General features: G+C 71.7%; 13 protein-coding genes. 4 read left to right on the top strand and 9 right to left on the bottom strand.

The features are described 5' to 3' along the window. Window positions 1-168: 168 nt before the first annotated feature. The 4 genes from AB0C36_RS17135 (at window position 169) to AB0C36_RS17120 (ending at window position 3,125) form a co-directional block, all read left to right on the top strand. A complete protein-coding gene (locus AB0C36_RS17135; RefSeq protein WP_358354763.1) occupies window positions 169-972 on the top strand; it encodes a DNA-formamidopyrimidine glycosylase family protein in 804 nt (267 codons plus the stop codon). Window positions 973-1,000: 28 nt separating this feature from the next. Then, entirely contained in the window at window positions 1,001-1,516 is a 516-nt protein-coding gene (locus AB0C36_RS17130; protein ID WP_358354760.1) for a GNAT family N-acetyltransferase, read from the top strand. 131 nt (window positions 1,517-1,647) lie between these two features. Further along, entirely contained in the window at window positions 1,648-2,154 is a 507-nt protein-coding gene (locus AB0C36_RS17125) for a hypothetical protein (RefSeq protein WP_358354757.1), read from the top strand. Window positions 2,155-2,327: 173 nt separating this feature from the next. Further along, window positions 2,328-3,125, top strand: a complete 798-nt coding sequence (locus AB0C36_RS17120) for an SDR family NAD(P)-dependent oxidoreductase (RefSeq protein WP_358354755.1) — start codon at window positions 2,328-2,330, stop codon at window positions 3,123-3,125. A 68-nt stretch (window positions 3,126-3,193) separates the two neighbouring features. Here the strand turns inward: AB0C36_RS17120 and AB0C36_RS17115 are convergent, their stop codons facing one another. From AB0C36_RS17115 to AB0C36_RS17075, 9 genes are all read right to left on the bottom strand, one after another. Further along, the gene (locus tag AB0C36_RS17115) at window positions 3,194-3,637 is read right to left on the bottom strand and encodes a hypothetical protein (protein ID WP_358354752.1); all 444 of its coding nucleotides are present in this window, start codon (window positions 3,635-3,637) and stop codon (window positions 3,194-3,196) included. A gap of 281 nt (window positions 3,638-3,918) precedes the next feature. Continuing rightward, window positions 3,919-4,290 carry a helix-turn-helix domain-containing protein gene (locus tag AB0C36_RS17110; protein ID WP_358354749.1) on the bottom strand — a complete coding sequence of 124 codons (372 nt, stop codon included), beginning with the start codon at window positions 4,288-4,290 and terminating at the stop codon, window positions 3,919-3,921. A gap of 186 nt (window positions 4,291-4,476) precedes the next feature. Beyond that, entirely contained in the window at window positions 4,477-5,745 is a 1,269-nt protein-coding gene (locus AB0C36_RS17105) for a CinA family nicotinamide mononucleotide deamidase-related protein (protein WP_358354746.1), read from the bottom strand. A 39-nt stretch (window positions 5,746-5,784) separates the two neighbouring features. Beyond that, complete coding sequence (gene pgsA / locus AB0C36_RS17100) at window positions 5,785-6,624, bottom strand: CDP-diacylglycerol--glycerol-3-phosphate 3-phosphatidyltransferase (RefSeq protein ID WP_435839059.1); 840 nt, start codon at window positions 6,622-6,624, stop codon at window positions 5,785-5,787. A 119-nt stretch (window positions 6,625-6,743) separates the two neighbouring features. Then, window positions 6,744-8,405 carry a 30S ribosomal protein S12 methylthiotransferase RimO gene (gene rimO / locus AB0C36_RS17095; protein WP_358354744.1) on the bottom strand — a complete coding sequence of 554 codons (1,662 nt, stop codon included), beginning with the start codon at window positions 8,403-8,405 and terminating at the stop codon, window positions 6,744-6,746. Between the two features lie 92 nt (window positions 8,406-8,497). Continuing rightward, window positions 8,498-9,250 carry a helix-turn-helix domain-containing protein gene (locus tag AB0C36_RS17090; protein ID WP_358354742.1) on the bottom strand — a complete coding sequence of 251 codons (753 nt, stop codon included), beginning with the start codon at window positions 9,248-9,250 and terminating at the stop codon, window positions 8,498-8,500. A gap of 140 nt (window positions 9,251-9,390) precedes the next feature. Next, a complete protein-coding gene (locus AB0C36_RS17085; RefSeq protein ID WP_358354740.1) occupies window positions 9,391-11,940 on the bottom strand; it encodes an FtsK/SpoIIIE family DNA translocase in 2,550 nt (849 codons plus the stop codon). A gap of 214 nt (window positions 11,941-12,154) precedes the next feature. Beyond that, window positions 12,155-12,868, bottom strand: coding sequence for a response regulator (locus AB0C36_RS17080; protein ID WP_358354737.1), 714 nt, complete (start codon window positions 12,866-12,868; stop codon window positions 12,155-12,157). 349 nt (window positions 12,869-13,217) lie between these two features. Beyond that, a partial coding sequence (locus AB0C36_RS17075) for an ATP-binding protein (protein WP_358354735.1) occupies window positions 13,218-16,166 on the bottom strand: 2,949 nt, incomplete at its 5' end.

The raw sequence follows: 16,166 nt of genomic DNA, 5'->3' as shown, positions 1-16,166 counted from the left end.
GTGATCATTTTTTTGTGCCCTGGGGCCGCGCCTGCCCAGCGCAGGGCCTCTCGGGAGCGGCATCCGGTGAAGCGGTGCCCGAGATGACGCAGCGCCCGACAGCGCGGCGCGCGTACCCGTCGGCGACCCTCCCCGCGCTTCCGGGCCGCCCGCACGGACAATGGACCCATGCCTGAAGGCGACACGGTGTTCCAGACCGCGACCCTGCTGCGCGGCGCGCTGGCGGGGCGGGTTCTCACGCACACGGACTTCCGCGTACCCCGGTACGCGACGGTGGACTTCGCGGGCCGCCGGGTCCTCGCGGCCGAGTCGCGCGGCAAGCACCTGCTCGTCCGCTTCGAGGGCAACGTGACCCTGCACACGCACTTGCGGATGGACGGGGCGTGGCGCGTACGGGAAGCGGGCGGGCGCGTCGGGGCAAGTCCGCGGGACCAGGTGCGCGTGGTGCTGGCCAACGACGCGTACACCGCGATCGGGCTGCGGCTCCCGGTCGTGGACCTGGTGCGAACCGCGGAGGAGTCGCGGGTGGTCGGCCACCTCGGGCCCGACCTGCTCGGTCCCGACTGGGATGCGGACGAGGCCGTGCGGCGGTTGGCCGCGCGGCCCGGGCGTCCGGTTGGCGAAGCTCTTCTCGACCAGCGCAACCTTGCCGGCGTGGGCAATGTCTACCGGGCCGAACTGTGCTTCCTGCGCGGCGTGTCCCCTTTCGCGCGCGTCGACGCGGCGGGCGACCTGCATGCGATGGTCGACCTGGCCAAGCGTGCCCTTGAGGCGAACCGCGAGCGCCACGGGCACATCACGACGGGCGATCCGCGGCCCGGCCACCAGCACTGGGTGTACGGGCGCCTCGGTCGCCCCTGCCGCCGCTGCGGCACCCTGATCCGCAAGGTCGAGGCGGGCGAACCGCCGCGCGTCGTGTTCTGGTGCCCGCGATGCCAGCCGGGCGACCACGATGCCCGAAGCACGCGCTGAGGACGGGATGAACGGGATGATGGGCGCCATGAACGCTCCCATCACCTGGACCGTCCGCCCCGAGACGCGGGCCGACGTCCCCGTCATCCACGCGATCACCGCGGCCGCCTTCGAGACCCCGATGGAAGCCGACCTCGTCGACGCGCTGCGCGCCGACCCGGCGTGGATCGAGGGGCTTTCGGTCGTGGCGGTGACCCCGGACGGCACCGTGGCGGGGCATGCGCTGCTGACCCGCTGCCACATCGACGGTGTGCCGGCGCTGTGCCTGGCCCCGGTGTCGGTGCTGCCCGAGTTCCAGAAGACCGGCGCGGGCTCGGCGTGCGTCCGGGCGCTCCTGGAGGCGGCCCGCGAGCGCGGCGAGAACGCCGTCACGGTGCTCGGACACCCGGACTACTACCCGAAGTTCGGCTTCGTGCGGGCCTCCGGGCACGGGATCAGGCCGCCGATGGAGGTGCCGGACGAGGCCATGATGGTGCTCGCACTCGACCCGGCCCGCCCCCTGCCGCAGGGCACGATCGAGTACGCGGCGCCGTTCGGGATCTGAGGCCGACACCGGTCGGGCCAGGGCCGCGGTTCCGCGGATCGCCGCGGACCACTCTTCGGGGGGACTTGGGGTGACCGCCGGGCGCCTGGGTCGTCGTACAGGGCGTCCGCGCGACCGCCTCGGAGGTTCCTGTGACCGCGTACCGGCTGTCCGTTCCCCGACTGGGCGCTCTGCTGTGCCTGCCGCTGCTCGCCGGGTGTGTCTCCGGCGGGCCGCGCGCCGCGGGGGTGTTCGACATGCCGCCGCCACCCGCGCCCGCGGCGGTGGCCGCGCCGGCAGGGCCAGAGGTGTCCACCACGCCGGAGTCGGGGCCCGCGGTGTCGGTCGGGCCGCCGATGGTTTCGTGGACGTCGCCGTCGCCAGTGCCGCCGAGCGGCGGACCGTCGGTGGTGCCGCCGGTGGTGCCCGCGGTGGATGCACCGCACGACGGCGAGGCCTCCGTACCGCGGCAGCCGCCACGCCGACCGGGGCCGACGCACGGGACCGTCCCGCCGCGGCGTCCCGCTCCGGCGCCGTCCGCCGCGCCGTCCCCGACGACGCTGCCCGGCAACGCGTGCGACGGGCTCGCCCGGTACGGCGTGTTCCCGGAGGGCGGCACGGCGCACCAGTGGTGCCTGAGTCGGCAGCAGGCGTACTGACACCGGCGTACTGACACCGGCGTACTCACACCACCCGCCCGACATCGGCGGGCTGACCTGCGGCGGAGCGACCGGACCCACAGCGCACGTTTATTGACTGTTCGTCAGATCGAATCTACGGTCCCCCGTGGGCCCGGTATCCCGGCCCCAGGCACTCCTTGGGAGGGGAACCCGTGTTGCGCACAGCCCTCGATCTGTCCGGCCGCGTGGCCGTCGTCACCGGTGCCGCGAGCGGAATCGGCCGCAGCAGCGCGCAGGTTCTGGCCGAACTCGGTGCCGCGGTCGTCTGCGCCGACATCAACCAGGCCGGCGCCGAGGCCACCGCGAAGCTGATCGCCGACGCGGGCGGCAGCGCGACCGGCACCACCGTGGACGTGTCGTCGGCCGCCTCGGTCGACGCCCTCGTCGCCGCGGCCGTCGCCGAGCACGGGCGCCTGGACGTCATGGCCAACATCGCCGGCATCATGCACACCAGCACCGTGATCGAGACGACCGACGAGGATCTGGAGCGGGTCCTGTCGATCAACTTCAAGGGTGTCTTCTACGGCTGCCGTGCGGCGGCGCGCGTCATGGTCGAGCAGGGCTCCGGAAGCATCGTCAACATGGCGTCCAGCGCCATCGACACCGCCAACGCGGGGCTTCTGTGCTACGGCGCCGCCAAGGCCGCGATGTACCAGCTGACCAAGACCCTCGCGACCGAGGTCGGGCCGCGGGGCGTACGCGTCAACGCGGTCGCGCCCGGCTGGACCGTGACCGGCATGACCGGCCGCCACTGGACGGCCGAGGACGGCACGCAGGACGAGGAGCGCAAGGCCGCCGTCGCCGCGCCGATGATGAAGATGTCGCCGCTGAAGCGCGTCGGCGAGCCGGAGGACATCGCGTACGCGGTGGCCTACCTCGCGTCCGACGCCGCCAAGTTCATGACCGGCCAGGTGCTGCGCCCCAACGGCGGCGTGACGATGCCTTGGTGACGCGTTTCGCGTCGTGACGGCGCACGTCTCACGCGGTACGCACCAGCTGGTGCGTACCGCGTCGTGCCTCACACTGCCCAGGACCCGGGAGGCGCCGGCGGGGACTCGTCCCGGTCGGCGCTTTCGGCGTGCGGGACGGGGAGGCCCGTACCGGCCGCCGCGGCGGTCGCGCCCGCCGGGTTCGGCACCCGGGCCGCACGCCGGAAGCGCCGGGCGGCGCAGTGCACCGGCAGCAGCGTCAGGCTCCACCCGCCGAGCAGCACGGCCGAGGAGCCGGGGCGCGGGGCGGTGGCCTCCGCGTGCAGCGCCCAGGCCATGCCGGCGAGCCAGGCCAGCGTGAGGACCGAGGCGAGCAGCCAGGTGGCCGCGTCGCGGTCGCGTACGTCGCGGTGCACGACGTCGTGCACCAGGGACCGCAGCGTGCGGTCCGGTCGGCCGCCGGGAACGCGCCCAGGGATCCTGCCTGCGGCGCCGCCAGCGGTCCTGCCAAGGTGTTGCCCAACCTGGTTCATGGTCGGCCTCCTCGGTTCCCCTTTTGGGGGCATCCCCAGCCTCCCCCCGGAACATCCGGTCGGGCCAGGAAGCGGGTGGCCAATCACCCGATCGGCGCATGTCGCAGTCACCCTGCGTGATGATTTGTGTGGTACCGGCTACCGGCTGCACGCGCGGGCGGGTGCCTTGCGGACTCGTGCGTACGGGAACGCGTGAGGGCGGCGCCGGATCCCTCGGGATCCGCACCGCCCTCCACAGGTCCGCAGCCGGGGCGCCGCCATCGCGGGCCCGGCCGGGCGGACTACGCCGCGACGACCACGTCCACCTGGCTCGTGGCCTTGACCGAACCGGACGACCCCGGCCCGGGAACGCGCTCCGACCCCGACGGTCCGACCGGTTCCAGCACCGGACGCGAAGTCAGTCCCTCGTTGTGCGCCAGCTCGGAAAGCGCCAGCTCGTCGCTGACCTCCCGAAGCACTATCGACATTCGTACGTCCAACGCCTCGCAGATGGCGGCGAGAAGCTCGGACGACGCTTCCTTCTGACCGCGCTCGACCTCCGAGAGGTACCCGAGGGACACCCGGGCCGCCGACGACACCTCGCGCAGGGTGCGGCCCTGGCGCTGGCGTTGCCGACGCAGCACGTCACCCAGCAGGCGACGGAGCAGAATCATCGGTCGCTCCCTCCTAGGACCCCGGCTGCAACGGACACAGCCCCACCGTACCCGGCATCCCTCGACTGCGTACCGGGTCTGCCGTCCTGTTCACCGAGAGCGTGGAGCCAACGCGCCCTGGGTGACGGCTTGTCGCTTTCGCACCGTTCAAAACCTTCGTTCCGCATCGGTCGCACAACCCCCCTCTCAGCCCGTGAATTCCCGGGCGGGCTCCTGCGGCAGCCCCAGGATCGTGCGCCGCAGCAGTTCCAAGGTCCGCACCACGGTCAGAGTCCGGATCCTGTCACGGTCTCCCGGCAGGTGCGGGGAGACGGTCACGGTGCCCTCCGGGCCCGCCACCGCGATGTGCACCTCGCCCACCGGACGGCCGTCCTGCGGTTCCGGCCCGGCCACGCCGGTCGTGGCCACACCGTAGGTACCCGACAGCAGCGCCCGCACACCCTCGGCCATCTCCCGTGCCACCTGCGGGTGTACGGCGCCTTCGGCGGCCAGCAGTGCCGCGCCGACGCCGAGCACCGAGGTCTTGACGTCGGTGGCGTACGCCGTCACCGAACCGCGGAACGCCGCGGACACGCCGGGCACGGTCACCACGGTCGCGGCCAGCAGCCCGCCGGTCAGCGACTCGGCGGCCGCGAGGGTCGCGCCGCGTTCCACCAGCAACCGTGCAACGACTGCGACCAGCGACTCGGTTCCCTCGGCGTACACGCAGTCGCCCAGCAGCTCGTACGCCCGCAGCGCGGCGGCGTCCACCTCGGCGCCGCCGCCCGGGCCCGTCGAGGTGAGTTTGACGCGGGTCTCGCCCGGCTCGGCGAGATAGGCGACCTCGACCGCGCCGGACGCGGCGAGGTCCTTCTCCAGCGGTTCGAGGTGCTGCGCGACGACGCCCTCGCCGACGCCGACCGTGCGCAGCACCCGCTGCGCCCGCGGCGCGGGGGCGCCGGAGCGGCGCAGCAGGTCCGGCAGGACCTGGTCGCCGACCATCGCGGCCATCTCGTGCGGGACGCCCGGGGTCGCGTACACGACGGTGCCGCGGACCTCGATGGTCAGGCCGGGCGCGCTGCCCCGGTCGTTGGGGAGAATGCGCCCGCCTTCGGGCAGGTCGGCCTGCTGGAGTCCGAGGCCGGTCAGCGTGCGGTTGGTGTCCCGGTAGCGGTCGCGCAGCCACTGCTCGACCTCGGGGTCGCGGCGCAGTTCCACGCCGGCCACGCGGGCCACGGCCTCGCGGGTGCGGTCGTCGGAGGTGGGTCCGAGGCCACCGGTGATCAGCACGGCGTCGGCGCGGTCGACCGCGATGCGCAGGACCTCGACCAGTTCGCCGAGGCCGTCGCCGACCGTGGACACGCCGGTGACGCGCAGACCGGCGTCGGTGAGCATGCGCCCGAGACGGCTCGCGTTGGTGTTGACGACGTCGCCGATGAGCAGTTCGTCGCCGACCGCGACAAGTTCGACCTTCACCTGGCGTGCCCCCTGTCCCTTGTGGTCCTTGTGGTGTCCCTAGTCGGTGCGCCCCAGCTCGGGATGCACCGGCTGGGCGCGTCCCGGGTCCACGGCCGCTCCGACGCCGCTGCCCTCCGCCGATTCGGCGGCACCGGTCGAGTCACCGGCCGCGTCGCCGGCCGAGGAACCGGCCGAGGAACCAGCCGGGTCGTCAGCCGCATCGTCGGCCGAATCCCCGCCGCGCAGCGCCTTGACCACGTAGTCCACGCCCGTGACGACGGTGGCGATCACCGCGACGGCCATGACCCACGCACGGAACGACGCGAGCGGGCCGGTCATCACGAGGACGTACATACCGATCGCGGTGCCCTGCAGCAGTGTCTTGAGCTTGCCCCCGCGGCTTGCCGGGATCACTCCCCGTTTGATCACCCAGAAACGCATCAGGGTGATGCCGATCTCGCGGAACAGCACCACGCCGGTGACCCACCAGGGCAGATCGCCCAATGCGGACAGGCCGATCAGCGCGGCACCCATCAAAGCTTTGTCGGCGATGGGGTCGACGAGCTTGCCGAAGTCGGTCACCAGACCGTGGCGGCGCGCGAGCATGCCGTCGAAGCGGTCGCTGATGCTGGCGACGGCGAACGCGGCCCACGCGTAGGCGCGCCAGACGGGGTCGTGGCCGCCGTCCTGGACGAGCAGGTACACGAACAGCGGCACGATGGCGATGCGCATCATCGTGAGGCCGTTGGCGGCGTTCCACACACTGACCGACGTCGTCGGGTCGCCCAGGCGGTCCGGCTTGGGCGGGTGGTTGGCCGCCGCGGTGCGGACCGCTTCGGCGGGATGCGCGGCGGCCGCGCGGACCGCCTCGGCGCGCTGGTGGGTCGCGGCGCGCATGGCCTCGGCGCGGTGGGCCGCGGCGGTGCGTACGGCTTCCGCCCGCTTGGCCGCCGCGGCTCGGGCGGCCTCGGACGGGCGGGGGCGGGACGACGGTGTCGTGGGTGTGGGGTCTTCGGTCACCGCATGGGTCCCGATGGCACGTCGTCGGGTACGCCCGGGGCGGAGATGGCCGCGGCGGCGTCGGCGGCGGCCGTCCCGGCGGCGGGATCGGGTTCGAGGTCGAGGTCGAGGTCGGCGTCGAGGTCGGTGTCGGCGTACAGGTCGACCCCCTCGCTGCCGACCACGAGGGCGCGTACGAACGTGCCGACCGTCAGATCGCGGCCGCGCAGGACGGTCAGGCCGTCGATCTCCGGCGCCTGGTGCGCCGCCCGGCCCTCGGCGGTGACGGTGCCATCGTCGGCGATGTCGACGATCTCCTCGACGAGGACCGTGACTTCGGTGCCGACGCGCTCCTCGGCGCGCTGTGCGGTCAGCTCCTCGGCCAGGCGCGTGACGCGCTCCAACCGCTCGGCGACCACCTCGTCGGGCAGCTTGCCGTCGTATCCGGCGGCCTCGGTGCCCTCCTCGTCGGAGTACCCGAACACGCCGATCGCGTCGAGGCGGGCCTCGGTGAGGAACCGCATGAGCTCCTCGACGTCCTCCTCGGTCTCCCCGGGGAAGCCGACGATGAAGTTCGAGCGGGCGCCCGCCTCGGGGGCCTTGGCCCGCACCTGGTCGAGAAGGCCGGTGAACGCCTCGCGCGAGCCGAACCGGCGCATGCGGCGCAGCACCGGCTCGCTGGCGTGCTGGAACGACAGGTCGAAGTACGGGGTGACACCGGCGGTTCCGGTGAGCACGTCGACCAGCCCCGGGCGCATCTCGGCCGGCTGGAGGTAGTTGACGCGCACGCGCTCGATGCCTTCGACGGCGGCGAGTTCGGGCAGCAGCGTCTCCAGGAGGCGGATGTCGCCCAGGTCCTTGCCGTACGACGTGGAGTTCTCGCTCACCAGCACGATTTCGCGCACGCCCTCCGAGGCGAGCCAGCGCGCCTCGTCCAGCAGATCGGTCGGCCGCCGCGACAGGAACGAGCCGCGGAAGGACGGAATCGCGCAGAACGAGCAGCGGCGGTCGCAGCCGGACGCGAGCTTGACCGAGGCCACCGGCCCGTCGCCGAGGCGCCGGCGCAGGGTGCGCGGACCGGACGCGGGGGCGACGCCCTCGGGAAGGTCCTCGGGGACGGCCGCGTCGGCGCGCTCGGCGCCCCCGTGGCCCGGCACGGCTCCGGCGGCGTCCTGCCGCTCGGCGGGACTCAGCGGCAGCAGCTTGCGGCGGTCGCGCGGTACGTGCGAGGTGTGCTTCTCGCCCGCGAGGATCGCGCGGAGCCGGCCCGCGATGTCCTCGTAGTCATCGAAGCCGAGCACCGCGTCGGCCTCGGGCAGCGCGCCCGCGAGTTGGTCGCCATAGCGCTCGGCCATGCAGCCGACGGCGACGACCGCTTGCGTGGGGCCGCCGTCCTTCTTCAGGTCGGCGGCCTCCAGGACGGTGTCGATGGAGTCCTTCTTCGCGGACTCGACGAAGCCGCAGGTGTTGACGAGGACGACCGAGGCGTCCGAGGCGTCTTCGGTGAGGCGCCAGCCGTCCGCTTCCAGCCGCCCGGCCAACTCCTCGGAGTCGACCTCGTTGCGGGCGCAGCCGAGCGTGACCAACGCCACGGTGCGACCGCCGCCCGCCGTGGCGGCAACGGAGTCTGCGGCGTGGTCTGCGGGGCGTTCATCGGACGCGGTGCGGGGGGCGGGCATGCCGGAAAGCCTACGTCAGGACGGGACCCGGACCCGACGCGGGAAGCATTCCGGCGGCGGTTCGGGTCGTCGGAGCGGCCCGGGGCGCCGGATCAGCCCTGCTGGGGATCGCCGGGCTTGAAGGTGAAGCGTACGACGTGGTCCTTGATGCTCGCCGGGCCGAGGTCCTTGCCGTTCACGTTGAGCCGGGCGGCCGGGCCGTTGCCGAGGACCACCTTGAGCTGGGTGGGATCGGTGAACTCCTGGCCCTTGCCCTTGGCGATGACGCCGTCGAACACCTCTTTGCCCGCGCTGTTGGTGACGCTGGCCCAGGTGGAGCCGGTGACCGCGTCGATGCGGACCTTGACGTCGACCGGTGCCTGCGCGACGACCTCCTGCGGGGGCGCGGGGGGCGGCGGCACCGGAGCAGCCTGGGTGGCGGGCGGCGGCGGGGTGGGCGTGGCGGTCGCCGTACTGCCCTTGTCGTCGTCCTTGCCGCTGAACACCTGGAACGCGACGAAGCCGATCACGGCGACGACCGCGGCGGCCATCGCGGCGGTCCAGTTCGGGGCGATCCGCCGCTCGGGTTTGACCCGTTCGGGTTCGAAGATCACCGTGGGGCTCGGCACCGGGCCGCTGCCGTAGCGCGCGTCGTACTCGGCGAGCAGCGGCTCGGGGTCGGTGTCGACCGCGCGGGCGAACGAGCGGATGTGGCCGCGAGCGTAGAAGTCGCCGCCGCAGGCCGCGAAGTCGTCGTGCTCGATCGCCTCCACCAGGGGCTGCCTGATGCGCGTGACCTCACTCACCTGATCGACGGTGAGTCCCGCTTTGGTGCGGGCGTCGGCGAGAGTCTGACCGATGGACACGAGCGCGCCTCCGAGCGTGCAGCCACTGCGGCGGAAATCAGTCTAGGGCTGGGCGGAACGGTGGTTTCGCGGCTGAGTGGCCTCACAGGCGCCTTGTAGCTCAGCTGAAACACAGATGATCATGAGTTGACTATTTTTGCTCATTCCCCGCGCAGCGTGCTCAACACCTGATCAAGTTCATCCGGCTTGATGAGCACGTCGCGGGCTTTGGAACCCTCACTCGGACCGACGATCCCGCGCGACTCCATCAGGTCCATCAGCCGGCCCGCCTTGGCGAACCCTACGCGCAATTTGCGCTGCAGCATCGAGGTCGAACCGAACTGCGTGGAGACCACCAACTCCGCGGCCTGGCACAGCAGGTCGAGGTCGTCGCCGATCTCCTCGTCGATCTGCTTCTTCGGACCGGCCGCCTCCGCGACGTCCTCGCGGTACTCCGGCTGCAGCTGCTCCTTGCAGTGCCGGACGACCGCCTCGACCTCGGCCTCGGTGACGTACGCACCCTGCATGCGCACCGGTTTGTTGGCACCCATTGGGAGGAACAGTCCGTCACCCTTGCCGATCAACTTCTCGGCGCCCGGCTGGTCGAGGATCACCCGGCTGTCGGCGAGCGAGCTCGTCGCGAACGCCAGCCGCGACGGCACGTTGGCCTTGATCAGCCCGGTCACGACGTCCACGCTCGGTCGCTGCGTCGCGAGCACCAGGTGGATGCCGGCCGCGCGGGCCAGCTGGGTGATGCGCACGATCGAGTCCTCGACGTCGCGCGGCGCCACCATCATCAGGTCGGCCAGCTCGTCGACGATGACCAACAAGTAGGGGTACGGCGTCAGTTCGCGTTCACTGCCGGGCGGCGTGGTCAACTTGCCGGACCGCAGCGCCTTGTTGAAGTCGTCGACGTGCCGGAACCCGAAGTTCGCCAGGTCGTCGTAGCGCATGTCCATCTCGCGGACGACCCACTGGAGGGCCTCCGCGGCGCGCTTCGGGTTGGTGATGATCGGGGTGATCAGGTGCGGGATGCCCTCGTACGCGGTCAGCTCCACGCGCTTGGGGTCGACCAGCACGAGGCGTACCTCGTCCGGTGTCGCGCGCATCATGATCGAGGTGATCAGGCCGTTGATGCAGGACGACTTGCCCGCGCCGGTGGCGCCCGCGACGAGCACGTGCGGCATCTTGGCGAGGTTCGCGACGACGAAGCCGCCCTCGACGTCCTTGCCGAGCGCGACCAGCATCGGGTGGTGGTCGGTGACCGCCTCGTCCGAGCACAGCACGTCGCCGAGGTTGACCATCTCGCGGTCGGTGTTCGGGATCTCGATGCCGACGGCGGACTTGCCGGGGATCGGGCTGATGATGCGCACATCGGCGCTGGCGACCGCGTACGCGATGTTCTTGGCGAGTGCGGTGATCCGCTCGACCTTGACCGCCGGGCCCAGCTCGACCACGTAGCGCGTCACCGTGGGGCCGCGCGTGAAACCGGTGACCTGCGCGTCGACGTTGAACTGCTCGAAAACCTGGGTCAGCGCGGCGACGACGTCGTCGTTGGCCTTGCTGCGGGCCTTGCCAGGGCCGCCACGCGTCAGCAGGTCGCTGGCCGGCAGGTGGTAGGTCACGTCGCCGGAGAGCCGCAACTGCTCGCTGCGCGGCGGCGCCGGGCTGTGCGGCGGCGCCTTGCGCGTGTTGTCCGGAACGGTCTTGCGGCTGCGCGCCGAGGGGACCGGGAGTGCCGCGGCGTCCAGCGCGGCGGCCGCCGCGGCGGCGACGTCGATGGGGTCGGGGCCCTTGCCCATGGCGCCCTGCCGACGGCGGGGGCGGGCGCGGCGCGGGGCCTCGTCCTCGCCCCCGGGGGCCTGCTTCGTCAGGGGGTCGGCGGCAGGGGTGGAGCGTCTGCGCCCGCGACGTGGCTCCTCTTCTACAGGCTCGGCACGGACGTCGTCCTCGTACTCGTCGTCGTACGGGTCGTACTCGTCGTACATCTCCTCCCCGCCGGGGAAGCCCAGGTAGCCGCGCAGCCGGTAGGGGACCGACGCGATCGGCGTCGCGGTGACGACCAGCAGGCCGAAGAAGATGACGAGGAGGAGCAGCGGTATGGCCGCCCACTTGGTGACGGACTCCACCAGCGGGGCGGAGAAGACGTACCCGACGAAGCCGCCGGCGGTGCGCATCGCGGTGGCGCCGTCGCCGGGCCGCGGGGTGCCGGAACCGACGTGGATCATGCCGAGGACGCCGGCCACCAGCGCCGTACAGCCGATGACGATGCGGCCGGTCGCGTCGACCAGTTCGGGGTGCCGCAGGACGCGGATCGCGAGCGCGGCCACCAGGAACGGGACCAGGACGTCCAGCCGCCCGACAAGCCCGGCGACCACCGCGTCCACCAGGTCACCCACCGGACCGTCGACGTTGCCCCACACACCGGCGGCGACCACGATAGCGAGGCCGAAGAGGGCCAGGCCGAGCCCGTCCCTGCGGTGCGCCGGATCCAGCCCTCGCGCACCCTGCCCGATGCTGCGGAAGACCCCGCCGAGGGCGTGTGCGATGCCGAGCCAGATGCCCTTGACCACGCGGAAGACCAGATCCCCGATCTTCTCGAACGCGCCCTTCTTGGGCGGCGGCGGAGGAGGCGCCGGCTTCTTGGCCGGTGCCTTCTTCTTCGCGGCGCCGCCGGTGCGGGCGCCGCCGCCGGACGTACGCGTGGCCATAAAAGCGAGGCTACCCCCCGGGCACGCGCGTCTCACGTGTCACAACGAACTCACCGGCGCGTGTCGCCCGCTCCCAGCCGGTCCGCCCCATTCGTTCCGGTGGCCCGTGCGGCACCTCGGGGACGGTCGGCGCGGGCCCGTCAGGAGGGGGCGTACCGGCTCGGCGCGGGTGGCTCAGGACGGGTGGCTCGGGGCAGACGACCGGGACGCGCGATCAGGAGGTGGCGTCGGGAGGACGGCGTGCCGCGGGCGGGGTGGACTGGCGCTGGTCCGCGGGCGGCGGGCCGCCGTGGCCCGCGGGAGCCGGGACGAGGGCGTCCAGGGCGGCACGGAGCCTGGCCACCCGGCTGAGGACCTGGTTCGCCGACGCGGTCAGGGACGGGTCCTCGGACAGCTCGACCTGCTTGGCCATGCCGTCCGCGCTCTCCTCCAGCGCCGTGAGGCGCGTGAAGAGCTCGGCCAGCACGTCGCCGGTGCGGGTCTCCCCCGGCACCGCGTCCAGGCGGCCGCGCAGCAGCGCCGCCTGCTCGCGCAGCTGGCAGTTCTTCTTGTAGAGGTCGACGAACACGGCGACCTTGGCGCGCAGCACCCACGGGTCGAACGGCTTGGAGATGTAGTCGACCGCACCCGCCGCGTAACCGCGGAAGGTGTGGTGCGGCCCGTGGTTGATGGCGGTCAGGAAGATGATCGGGATGTCCCGGGTCTTCTCGCGCCGCTTGATGTGCGCGGCTGTCTCGAATCCGTCCATGCCGGGCATCTGCACGTCCAGCAGGATGACCGCGAACTCGTCCGTGAGCAGCGCCTTCAACGCCTCCTCGCCCGAGTGGGCGCGCACGAGGGTCTGATCCAGTGCGGACAGGATCGCCTCCAGTGCGAGGAGGTTCTCCTGACGGTCATCGACCAGGAGGATCTTGGCCTTCTCCGTCATGGCCCACCCTCTTCGATCCGGCGACCCGGGCATGCCCGCGTCCCGGTCGGCTCCGCTCGTCTCTGGCTCAGTGTTCTGCCGCTTCGTACACATACTGGTCGAGGTCTGTGGTCGTCCCGGTCATGGTAGTGCTCTCGGCCGGGCCGAGGCAGGCGGTTCCGGAAGCGACGACCGCACGGCGTAACCGAAAACCAACGTACGGTGTCGGAAAACCCCGCAGAACCCTCCCACGGATTCAACGCTGCCGACACCCCCAGGGTTCCCGGGCGGGCCCGGAGCCCTGGCACGACAATGCACTATTTGCCAGGGAACCGGACATGCCGGACAGCGTCAACTCCCCTGCCCCACCTCACTGTTCCAGCCAGGTGCGGATGAGGCCGAGGAGGTGCGCGGTGTCAACGGGCTTGGCCACATAGTCGGACGCACCGGAGGCAATGCTCTTCTCCTGGTCGCCCTTCATCGCCTTCGCCGTCAGCGCAACAATCGGCAGGCCAGCGTACTGCGGCATACGCCGGATGGCCGAAGTCGTGGCGTATCCGTCCATCTCCGGCATCATGATGTCCATCAGGACGATGGCGATGTCCTCTTCCGCCTGAAGTTTCTCGATTCCCTCGCGCCCGTTCTCCGCGTAGGTGACCACAAGGCCGTACTGCTCCAGCACGCTTGTGAGAGCAAACACATTGCGGACGTCGTCGTCGACGATGAGCACCTTTTCGCCATGGAAGGCCCCCTCGAACGGCTGCACGGCCGGCTTGGTCCGGGCCTCCGCGGGTGTGGGCCGCGCCACGTCCGCGACGAAGTCGGCGAGTGCGTCCGGCGACGAGACCCGGTGCAGGGTGGCGATGCGGCGCCGGTATCCGCGCAGGCGGGCCGCCTCGGAGCGGGTGGGGCGCCCTGGGATGTGCACCAGTACCGGGACGTCCTCCAGGTCGACACGGTCGGTCAGTGCGTCCAGCAGCCGCCAGGCGCCCTCCTCGGCCAGCCTCAGGTCGACCACGATGCACGCGGGGGCGAACAGCTCGACCGCCGCGGTGGCCTCGGAGGCCGTCGCCGCGGTCGCCACCTCCACCTGGTCGCCGAGCCCGGCGAGTGTCGTGACGATCGGGCCGCCGTCCTGGCGCGGCTCCTCGACCGCCAGGACGCGGCGGCGCGCAGGGGCGTTGGGGGCACGGCGCGGTGCCTCGACCGCGCCCGCCGGCGCCTCGGCGGGCGCGGCGATCTGCCGGGTCTCCTCGTGGACCCCTCCCTGGCGGGCCAGGGCCACGCCGACGGGCGTCGGGTCGTCCTCCGCGAGCACGTTGTCGAGCGGGATGTAGAGCGTGAACGTGCTGCCGCGGCCCGGCTCGCTCTCGGCGTGGATCTCGCCGCCGAGCAGCCAGGCGATCTCCCGGCTGATCGACAACCCGAGGCCGGTGCCGCCGTAGCGGCGGCTGGTCGTGCCGTCGGCCTGCTGGAACGCCTCGAAGATGACCTTGAGCTTGTCCTCCGCGATCCCGATCCCGGTGTCGACCACGGAGAAGGCGATGGCCTGCTCGGCGTCCTCCAAGTCGCCGCCGCTGACCGGGATGTCGTCGGTGAGCCGGATCACCACCTCGACGGACCCGCTGTCGGTGAACTTGACCGCGTTCGACAACAGGTTGCGCAGCACCTGCTGGAGGCGCTGCTCGTCCGTGTAGAGCGTGGCCGGCACCTCGGACGAGACGTGGACGGTGAAGTCCAACCCCTTCTCGGAGGTCAGCGGGCGGATGGTGGCCTCGACGTAGTCCATGAGCTGGACCAGCGCGATCCGCGCCGGTCGTACGTCCATCTTCCCGGCCTGCACCTTGGACAGGTCGAGGATGTCGTTGATCAGTTGCAGCAGGTCCGAACCGGCCGCGTGGATGGTCTCGGAGAACTCCACCTGCTTGCGGGTGAGGTTGCCCTCGACGTTGTCGGCGAGCAGCTTGGCGAGGATCAGCAGGCTGTTGAGCGGGGTCCGCAGTTCGTGCGACATGTTCGCGAGGAACTCGGACTTGTAGCGCGACGACAGCGCGAGCTGCTCGGCGCGCTCCTCCAGCGCCTTGCGGGCCTGCTCGATCTCGCTGTTCTTGATCTCGATGTCGCGGTTCTGCCGGGCCAGCAGCTCGGCCTTGTCCTCGAGTTCGGCGTTGGAGTTCCGCAACTCGCCCTGCTGGCGCTGGAGTTCCTCGGACCGCTCCTGCAGCTCCTCGGTCAGCCGCTGCGACTCGGCGAGCAGCATCTCGGTCCGCGAGTTCGCCATGATCGTGTTGACCGTGACGCCGATCTGCTCGTTGAGCTGCTCCAGGAAGTTGCGGTGCACCTGGGTGAACGCGCTGAACGAGGCCAGTTCCAGGACGCCGAGCAGTTGGTCCTCGAACAGCACCGGGAGCACGACCACGTTGACCGGGGACGCCTCGCCGAGGCCCGAGGAGATCTTGATGTAGCCGGGCGGCGCCTTCTCGACGAGGATCGACCGCTTCTCCAGCGCGGCCTGGCCGACCAGCGACTGGCCGAGCCGGAAGCGCGTCGGGGCGCCGCCGTTCTGGTAGCCGTAGCTGGCGATCAGGCGCAGCTCGATGCGGTCCTCGACGGTCGGCTCGGCGAGGAAGAAGGCGCCGTGCTGGGCGGACACCACCGGGGTCAGCTCGCTCATGATGAGCGCGGCGACCGCCATCAGGTCGCGGCGGCCCTGCATCAGGCCGGAGATGCGCGCGAGGTTGGTCTTGAGCCAGTCCTGCTCGCGGTTGGCCCGCGTCGTCTCGCCGAGGTTGGCGATCATCTGGTTGATGTTGTCCTTGAGCTCCAGGATCTCGCCGCGCGCGTCGACGTCGATCTGGAGGGTCAGGTCGCCGCGGGTCACCGCGGTGGCGACCTCGGCGATGGCACGCACCTGGCGGGTCAGGTTCCCGGCCAGCTCGTTCACGTTCTCGGTCAGCTGCTTCCACGTGCCCGAGACGCCCTCGACCTCGGCCTGGCCGCCGAGGATTCCGTCGGTGCCCACCTCGCGGGCCACACGGGTGACCTCACCGGCGAACGCGGACAGCTGGTCGACCATCGTGTTGATCGTGGTCTTGAGCTCCAGGATCTCGCCGCGCGCGTCGACGGTGATCTTCTGCGACAGGTCGCCTCGGGCGACCGCCGTGGTGACCTCGGCGATGCTCCGGACCTGGCCCGTGAGGTTGTCCGCCATCGAGTTGACGTTGTCGGTGAGGTCCTTCCAGGTCCCCGCCACCCCGGGCACGTGCGCCTGGCCGCCGAGGATGCCCTCCGTACCCACCTCGCGCGCCACCCGCGTCAC

Origin of the sequence: Streptodolium elevatio (assembly GCF_040649515.1) — a bacterium.
GTDB classification, from domain to species: Bacteria; Actinomycetota; Actinomycetes; order Streptomycetales; family Streptomycetaceae; genus Yinghuangia; species Yinghuangia elevatio.
The sequence above is the reverse complement of the archived record's forward strand: the minus strand, read 5'-3'. Positions and strand labels throughout refer to the sequence as shown.

What these genes read in the sequence shown, in the direction of transcription:
- AB0C36_RS17135 (WP_358354763.1), top strand. Translation starts at nt 169, where the DNA reads ATGCCTGAAGGCGACACGGTGTTCCAGACCGCGACCCTGCTGCGCGGC.
- AB0C36_RS17130 (WP_358354760.1), top strand. Translation starts at nt 1,001, where the DNA reads ATGAACGCTCCCATCACCTGGACCGTCCGCCCCGAGACGCGGGCCGAC.
- AB0C36_RS17115 (WP_358354752.1), bottom strand. Translation starts at nt 3,637, where the DNA reads ATGAACCAGGTTGGGCAACACCTTGGCAGGACCGCTGGCGGCGCCGCA.
- AB0C36_RS17110 (WP_358354749.1), bottom strand. Translation starts at nt 4,290, where the DNA reads ATGATTCTGCTCCGTCGCCTGCTGGGTGACGTGCTGCGTCGGCAACGC.
- pgsA (WP_435839059.1), bottom strand. Translation starts at nt 6,624, where the DNA reads ATGCGCGCCGCGACCCACCAGCGCGCCGAGGCGGTCCGCGCGGCCGCC.
- rimO (WP_358354744.1), bottom strand. Translation starts at nt 8,405, where the DNA reads ATGCCCGCCCCCCGCACCGCGTCCGATGAACGCCCCGCAGACCACGCC.
- AB0C36_RS17085 (WP_358354740.1), bottom strand. Translation starts at nt 11,940, where the DNA reads ATGGCCACGCGTACGTCCGGCGGCGGCGCCCGCACCGGCGGCGCCGCG.
- AB0C36_RS17080 (WP_358354737.1), bottom strand. Translation starts at nt 12,868, where the DNA reads ATGACGGAGAAGGCCAAGATCCTCCTGGTCGATGACCGTCAGGAGAAC.